Raw genomic sequence first — 6,949 nt, forward strand, 5'->3', positions numbered from 1 at the left:
CGACGGCGGCGGCCGAGGCGAGCGGCCACAGCCACGGAGCCGCCACGACCGCGTAGCACCCGGCGAAGGCGGCGAGGACGAGCAGCGCCGCCCCCGCCCAGCGCCCGAGCCGGGTGCGGGCCAGCCGGCCCGGGCGCTCCGAGCTGCGGATCAGCAGGCCGGCCAGCGAACGGCTCGGGTGGTAGAACGGCGGGCCGATGTACACGGCGGTCCACATCTCCACCACGAAGACGAACGCGGCGGCGGGCAGCGCCTCGAGCCAGGCCGTGACGACCGCCTCCTGGGAGGCGCGGCCCAGTACGTCCGCGAGCCCGATGACGAAGGTCCAGGGGGCGGTGACGACGACGGCGCCCAGCAGTGCCCAGCCCAGCGTGGGCAGGCGGTCCATGCGGCGCAGCAGGGTGATGATGCCGTCCTGGTCGGCCGCGAGCAGCCGCGCGTGCTCCTCTTCGACGCGCCGGGCGCCGAGCGCCTCCGCCTCCCGCCTCGCGCGGCCGGTGAGCAGCAGGGCGGCGACGAGGCGGACGTCGTCGTCCTGGGCGTTGATCAGCGCGTCGAACCAGGGCACCGGGGCCGGGAGTTCGGCGCGCAGCCGCAGCAGCCGGTCGGTGAGCCGCTGCCGGGTGCGTTCCGGTTCGCGCGCCAGTTGCAGCAGCCAGGCGTCCACCGCCACGGTGCGCCTCAGGTCGGCCCGCTCCCGGCGGTCGCGCCTCAGTTCCTGGACGGTGGGTTCCCACCGGTCGCGCAGGACGCGCCACGCCCGTGCCGTCTCGTCCAGTCCGTGGCCGCCGGGCCGCCGGGCGAGCCCGGTCAGCACCTCGGGGTGCTCCGCCAGGTGCCGGACCAGCGCGACCGCGTCGGCGTGCCCGTCCCGGGCGCCCTGGCACAGCCGGCGCATGCCTTGCGCGTCCAGGCCGGCTCCGTGCCAGGTGACGTCCAGGGCGGGGCCGAGCCAGTTCAGCAGGTCCACGACCACGCCGGCGGACGGGGGCCGGCGCAGCTCCTCCCGGAGCGCGGCGAGCCGGCGCAGTTCGTCGTGGCTGCGGCCGCCGACGGTCTCGAACTGGCCCAGCCACTCGGCCAGTCGGGCCCGGTCGTCGTCATCGGCCAGCATGCGGGCCGCCGACACGTGGTTCTGGTCCAGGTGAACGGCGAGGTGCTCGGTGCCGGTGAACTCCTGGCCCATGAACCCGAAGGGCCGGATCGCGGGGCGCGCGGGGTCGTCGGGGAAGATCCGCCCGTCGGTGCGCGGGGCGACGTAGGGGTCGTGCCCGTCCAGCCAGTCCCGCACCTGTGCCGCCTGCCAGCGCTGCTCGGGCGCCCGGGTGAGCAGGCCCTCGCAGAGCAGGCGGGTCCGCCGGTGCGTGATGCCGCCGACGTCGGGGTCGTGCGTGGCGATCTCCGCGAGCACGTCCTCGTCCCGGCGGAACTCGATGGGGTGCCGGCCGAGGGCGAGCTGGGCGACGACCATGCCGAGCGACCACCAGTCGCCGGCCTCGGAGACGGTCTGCCGGAGCAGTCCGGCCTCCGGGGCGAGGTAGAGGGGCTTGCCGCGCCAGTCGGTGCGGGGTTCCAGCGCTTCGTCGGGCCGGTGGACGGCGGCGCCGAAGTCGACCAGGACGAGGTCGGCGGTGTCGCCGCGGCGGGTCTGCACCATGATGTTGTCGGGGGTGATGTCCCGGTGGACGACGCCCCGTCCGTGCAGGGCGGTGACGGCGTCGCAGAGCTGGCCGACCACCGCTCGTACGGCGTCGGGAGGCAGGCCGTCGGGGTGGTCCTCGTGGTACTTCTCCAGGGTCTCCTCGCCGTGCGACCAGTACAGGTGCCAGGGGTGTCCGTGGGCGTCACCGGTCTCCAGGAGCCGTTCCACATGGGGTGCCGGGCCCTCGGCCAGCTCCCGCAGCCGCTGCTCCACCTCGGGGTCCGGGGCGTGCAGCCGGTGGTACCACTTGAGCACCAGGGGTATCTCCGCCGGGCCGTGACGGGCCGTCAGGTCGCGCACCCGCAGGACGACGGCCTCGGCGGGCCGGCGGGCCTCGGAGAGCACGGCGACGAGCGGGAAGCGGTCGGCCAGTGCGGGCGGTACGCCGGCACGGACCGGACGGGTCTCGACGACCCGGGCATTGGTGAATCCCCCGTCCGCGGGGTCGACGAATCGGGTGGGCGGCGTGGTCGTCATCTACCGGCCTTCCGGGAAAACGCGCTGGGTGAACCGGGGGGCCACAATGCGGAACGAACGGGCCCGACGGGCGGGCCGCGGGACGAAGAAGATATCCCGATTCCCCGCGGCCGACGGGGAGTTTCCCGGATCTTCAGTGAATCCCCGGCCGGGGCTACCATGCGCATCATGTGCCCCCTGCCCACGCACGAAAGCCTCGTCGCCGAACTCAGGGAACTGAGGCGCCGCGGCCTGCCTGGATTGCGCCACTGCACCAGGGACGCGCTGCGCGAGGCCGCCGTCGCGGCCGGACTGTGCGGCGGACCGGACGACGAGCAGACCGGCATCGAGGAGCTGCTCGGCGCGGCGGTGCGGAGGCTGGCCGGCGGACACCCGGTGCGCGACGACGACTCCTGCGATCCGCTGGCCCGCGCCGCCGCCCACTCCTTCGGCATCTTCGCCGCGCGCCGCGGGGTGCCGGGCACCGACCGGCGCAAGGCCGCCGCGGGGGTCTACGGCGTGACCACCGAACGGTTCCGCAAGAGCCAGGAGCACGACGTCGTCGCCGAACTGGCGGCGGCGGTCCTGGCCGTCGCCCGGGAGGCGGCCGTCGGCCCGACGGACGGCCAACGGGCCGAAGTCGTGACGGAGTTGACCGCTCCGGCAGCCGCGGCGCCGTCCGCGTACGCGGCACCCTCCGCAGGAGTCCGGTCCCGGCGGCCGGGCGCCCGGCCGGTCACCGCCGCGGCGGCCCCGGCGGGCCGGATCACCGTCCGGGTGTGCCCCATCGAGGAGGTGCGGGACGTGGACATCCTGGTCTCCTCGGAGAACACCTATCTGGAGATGTCGAAGACCTTCCGCCCCACGGTGTCCGGCGCGCTGCGCCGGGCCGCCGCCCTCCGGGACGCCGCGGGCGAGATCGTGGACGACGTCCTCTCCCGGGAGCTGGGCGTGTGGCTGCGGACGCACGGCAGGGCGGGCAGGCCCGTGCGGCCGGGCACGGTGGTCGCCACCTCGTCGGGCGCCCTGGCCGCCCAGGGGGTACGGCGGGTCCACCACGCGGCGATCGCCACCCCGGTCGGGGGCGGCGACCGCTACCACGTGTCCCCCGCCGTGCTGGGCGAGGTGGTCCGCGCGTCCTTCGAACTGGCCCGCCACGAGAGCGAGTTCCTCTCTCTGCCGATGTCCTCGATCTGTTTCCCGCTGCTCGGTGCCGGCCGGGGCGGCCTGCCCGTGGAGACGGTGGCCCGCCGGCTGCTCGACGCGATCCGGGCGGAGCTGCGCCGGGACCCGTCCTGGGCGGTGGTGCTGGTCACACCGGAGGAGAGCCACGCCCGGCTGCTCACGGCCGCCAGCTCCGCTCCGTGAAGCCGACCCCGCTGCGCTTCAACGTCCGTTCCAGCTCCGCGAGTTCGCCGCGCAGCGGGACGCCGTAGAGGCGCAGTTCCCCGTCGACGGCGGGGCCGACCTGGAGCCGCGGGCCGGGTGCCGGGTGGGTGAGGTACGGGGCGTAGCGGGCGGTGCCGAGCGGGGTCAGCGGGACGATCCGCTGGTTGGCCGAGCCCCGCCAGGCCAGCGGGGTGGGCTCCGCCGCCCGGTACCGGCCGGTGATCACGGCGTCCGCGCCGCCGAGTGCGGCCCGGCGCTCCGGTGTCAGTTCCCCGGGCTCGTACCCCGTGTACACCAGCAGGTCGGCGGGGTGGGGCCCGGCGCTCCCCTCGCGGCGCCGGGCCCCGTCCCGCAGGCGTGCCGCACCGGCCAGGAGTTCCGCGAGCGCCGCCGCCTGCTGCAGGGGCTCGCCGCCGCTGACGGTGAGGCCGTCGGCCCCGTCGGCGAGGGCCCGCCGCCACAGCGCGAGCACCTCGGCGACCGTGGCGGGCGTCCCGGCCGCCGGGTCCCAGGTGTGCCGGGACATGCATCCGGGGCAGGCCAGCGAGCAGCCCTGGAACCAGACGCCGAGCCGTTTTCCGGGGCCCAGTGTTTCCAACGGGTAGTGCGTCCCGTCGAGGCGCAATTCCACGGCATCTCCTCCTCGCACCGGCTTGGAGTATCCAGGGCGCCGAGGGGCGCCCGCAATTGCCGGGAGGCCCTCATCCGGCTCTCCGCCGGGCGGGATCCGGTTGTTTTCCGGAACACCGCGAAGAATGATCGGTTCCCCTCAAATCATGTGTCCCGCTAGGGGTTTTGCTCCGCTACTCTCTCCCCATCGCGGCGCATTCCCACCCGGACCGCCCGCGACGAATGGGGGCTCTTCGAAATGATCAACAAAGCTCGAATAAATGTCCGGGTTCGACGGCTGAAAGCCGGGCCTCTGTCTTCCGCGCGCGCCCGGTTCCACGGTCGCCGGGACGCGGCCGGTCTCCGGGAATTCCTGACGGACGCGGCGGCGGGCGGCACACCGGCCGACGACGGCCTGCCGCCGTACATTCTGGGCCTGCGCGCGCGGGTGCACCGGGACACCGCGGGGCTGCGCTCGCGCCTGCTCGCGGCGCACCACGGGCTGTACGTCCGCATCCAGGCCGAGTCGGTGCGGGTGGTGACCCAGTACGACGAGCGCGCGGAACCCGCGCCGGCCGCGCTCGCCCGGTACGGGGAGAGGGTCGGGCAGTGGCGCTCGGCCGCCGCCGTGTGCCGCCAGCAGGCCCAGCAACTCGTCGGCGAGGCCAACCAGTTGATCGCCTGCTACTGGGACGCCGCCTGGCGGCGCACCCGGCGCGACGGCCATGTCGACGGGCCGCGGCCCACGAGCTGGCTGCCCGGGGAGATCGAACTGGACCACACCTGGGCCCACCTGGACGACAGCCTGCTCAGCGACCGCTGGTACGCCCCGGAAGGGGCCGGGCGGAACGCCGACCCGTCGGCCGTCGCCCGGGCCCTGCACATCCTCGACCACCAGGCGGTGCGCGGCGGCGGCGCCACGAGCGGCGCCCACGGGCGATGACCGGCTCCCGGCCGCCCGCCGTCCGCGCCCCGTCCCCCGCTCCTCGTCTCCCCGCTCCCCGTCTCCTGCTCCCAGGAAGGCCAAGGACCGTCATCGTGCATCACTCGGCCCGGACCGCTCACCGGTCCCCCGTCCGCGCCGCCCGCCGGCTCGCCGTCGTCGTCCCGCTGGTGTGCGCGCTCGCCGCGCTCGTGTCCTGCACCAAGCAGGAGGAAGCCCTCACCACGCCCTGCGGGGTGGTCGTCGACGGTTCCGGGTCGGCCGCCGCGGTGAAGCAGGGATTCGACTCGGAGGAGAAGCTCAAGCACAGCCTGGTCGAGTTCCTCACCGACCAGAAGTGCGGAACCGTGGACTTCGCGCCCATCACCCGTTCCTCGCGCAGTTCCTCCTGCCGGCAGGACCAGGTGGACCTCGACCCGCCGCACGACGCGAACACCGACCAGAAGGTGCAGCGGGCGGACGCCCGGCGGGCAGCCGCCCTCGCGGCGCTCGCGGAGCTGAAGTGCGCCCGCACGCAGAACGGTTCGGACGTGTGGGGGGCGCTGGCCCGCATCGGCGAGACCGTCCCCGACGACGGCGGGACGCCGAAGCTGCTCGTGGTCAGCGACTTCGACCAGTCCGATCCGGAGTTCGTCCTCTCCCGCCAGGACCTGTCCACCGAGGCCGAGCGGGCGAAGGTCATCGACTCGCTGGTACGGAAGCGGGGGCTGCCCGGCATCAAGGGCATGGAGGTGTTCCCCGTGGGGCTCGGCATGCAGTACTCGGCGAAGCCCAGCGAGGCCGACGACTTCCAGGCCTTCTGGGTGGAAGTGCTGGAGGGGAGGGCCAAGGCACATGTCGACAACCAGTACAAGCGCTGACCGGCCCCGGCCGCGCCGTCGGCGGCTCAGCGGCTATGTACCGCTCCCGGGGCGGACCGCACGGCAGCCGGCGAGCCCCCGGACCGGCCCGGTCCCCGACGGGTCCGTCCGCCGTTCGCCCGTCGTCCCCGAGGACAGGGCCGAGGCCAAGCTGCTCGCCCAGGCCGGCAGGAAGGGCAGGCGGGCGGGGAAGAAGGGGACGCTGGACCCCTGGGTGCTCAACAGCGGCGATCCGCTGCCCTACTTCGTGGAACTGGCCGGGCTGCGGGACACCCAGATCCAGCGGATCCATCAGGCGCTGAGCGACGCGGAGGCGGCGGCACGGCTCCGGGACGCCGAGGCGGGGTCCGCCGTGACCGCGGGCGAGACCGAGGCCACGCTGCTGGAGCAGCGCCTGCGCGAGGCCGACCAGGAGATCCAGCGGGCCAGGGACCAGCTCAACCTGCTCGCGCTCCGCTCCTCGCGCTGGCTGCGCTTCCGGGACCGGCTGCGCGAACGGGTGGAGGAACGCTGGCTGCGCGCCCGCTTCCCGGACGCAGCGGGCCCGCCGGCCGGCCGCACCCCCGGCCCCGCGGACCCAGGCCCGGCCGAGGACGGGGCCGGGCAGCCGGCCGGCAAGGCGGAGAGCACGGACCCGGGCGACGACTGGCAGTCGGTGTCCACGGCGGGCACCACCGCACCGGCCGACACCTCGCCCGCCGCGCTGCGCGAGGAGTACCGCGCCGCACGGCGGGAGACCGACGTCATCGGATCCGCCGAGGGCTGGGAGGGACTGGCGACCCGCCCCGGCCTGCCCCGCTGGCGCTGCCGACCCCGTGGAAGGGCTGGTAGGCGACCCAGTAGACCGGCACCTCGACGGCCATGACGACGAGCAGCAGGACCAGGGTCAGCCAGCGGGGACACCCTCTCCGGTACGCTCGCCGTCTCCTCTGCCGTCATCATGCTGATCCTGCCGCACCTGGCGGGCCACATGCTGCGCTGGCGCTCGGC

At 74.9% G+C, this 6,949-nt stretch carries 6 protein-coding genes; 4 read left to right on the forward strand and 2 right to left on the reverse strand.

Annotated features, from left to right (window positions below; translation table 11 throughout):
• Window positions 1-2,179 (reverse strand): serine/threonine protein kinase (locus CCN44_RS47515; RefSeq protein WP_086701426.1); only part of this gene is annotated, 2,179 nt, incomplete at its 3' end.
• 168 nt (window positions 2,180-2,347) lie between these two features.
• Here CCN44_RS47515 and CCN44_RS31395 point away from each other — a divergent pair.
• Window positions 2,348-3,526 carry a macro domain-containing protein gene (locus tag CCN44_RS31395; protein WP_237481621.1) on the forward strand — a complete coding sequence of 393 codons (1,179 nt, stop codon included), beginning with the start codon at window positions 2,348-2,350 and terminating at the stop codon, window positions 3,524-3,526.
• Here CCN44_RS31395 and CCN44_RS31400 read toward each other — a convergent pair.
• Entirely contained in the window at window positions 3,501-4,178 is a 678-nt protein-coding gene (locus CCN44_RS31400) for a 4Fe-4S single cluster domain-containing protein (RefSeq protein WP_086701432.1), read from the reverse strand. The two genes, CCN44_RS31395 and CCN44_RS31400, sit on opposite strands and share 26 nt — an antisense overlap.
• A gap of 237 nt (window positions 4,179-4,415) precedes the next feature.
• On the opposite strand from CCN44_RS31400, the gene CCN44_RS31405 reads away from it, so the two are divergent.
• The 3 genes from CCN44_RS31405 (at window position 4,416) to CCN44_RS31415 (ending at window position 6,824) form a co-directional block, all read left to right on the forward strand.
• Window positions 4,416-5,099: a hypothetical protein gene (locus tag CCN44_RS31405; protein ID WP_143650071.1), complete on the forward strand. Its 684-nt coding sequence runs from the start codon at window positions 4,416-4,418 to the stop codon at window positions 5,097-5,099.
• A 95-nt stretch (window positions 5,100-5,194) separates the two neighbouring features.
• The gene (locus CCN44_RS31410) at window positions 5,195-5,959 is read left to right on the forward strand and encodes a hypothetical protein (RefSeq protein WP_059254135.1); all 765 of its coding nucleotides are present in this window, start codon (window positions 5,195-5,197) and stop codon (window positions 5,957-5,959) included.
• Window positions 5,934-6,824, forward strand: a complete 891-nt coding sequence (locus tag CCN44_RS31415) for a hypothetical protein (protein WP_143650074.1) — start codon at window positions 5,934-5,936, stop codon at window positions 6,822-6,824. Before CCN44_RS31410 ends, CCN44_RS31415 begins: the two co-directional genes overlap by 26 nt.
• Window positions 6,825-6,949: the final 125 nt, after the last annotated feature.

It is taken from the genome of Streptomyces tricolor (genome assembly GCF_002155905.1).
GTDB lineage: Bacteria > Actinomycetota > Actinomycetes > Streptomycetales > Streptomycetaceae > Streptomyces > Streptomyces tricolor.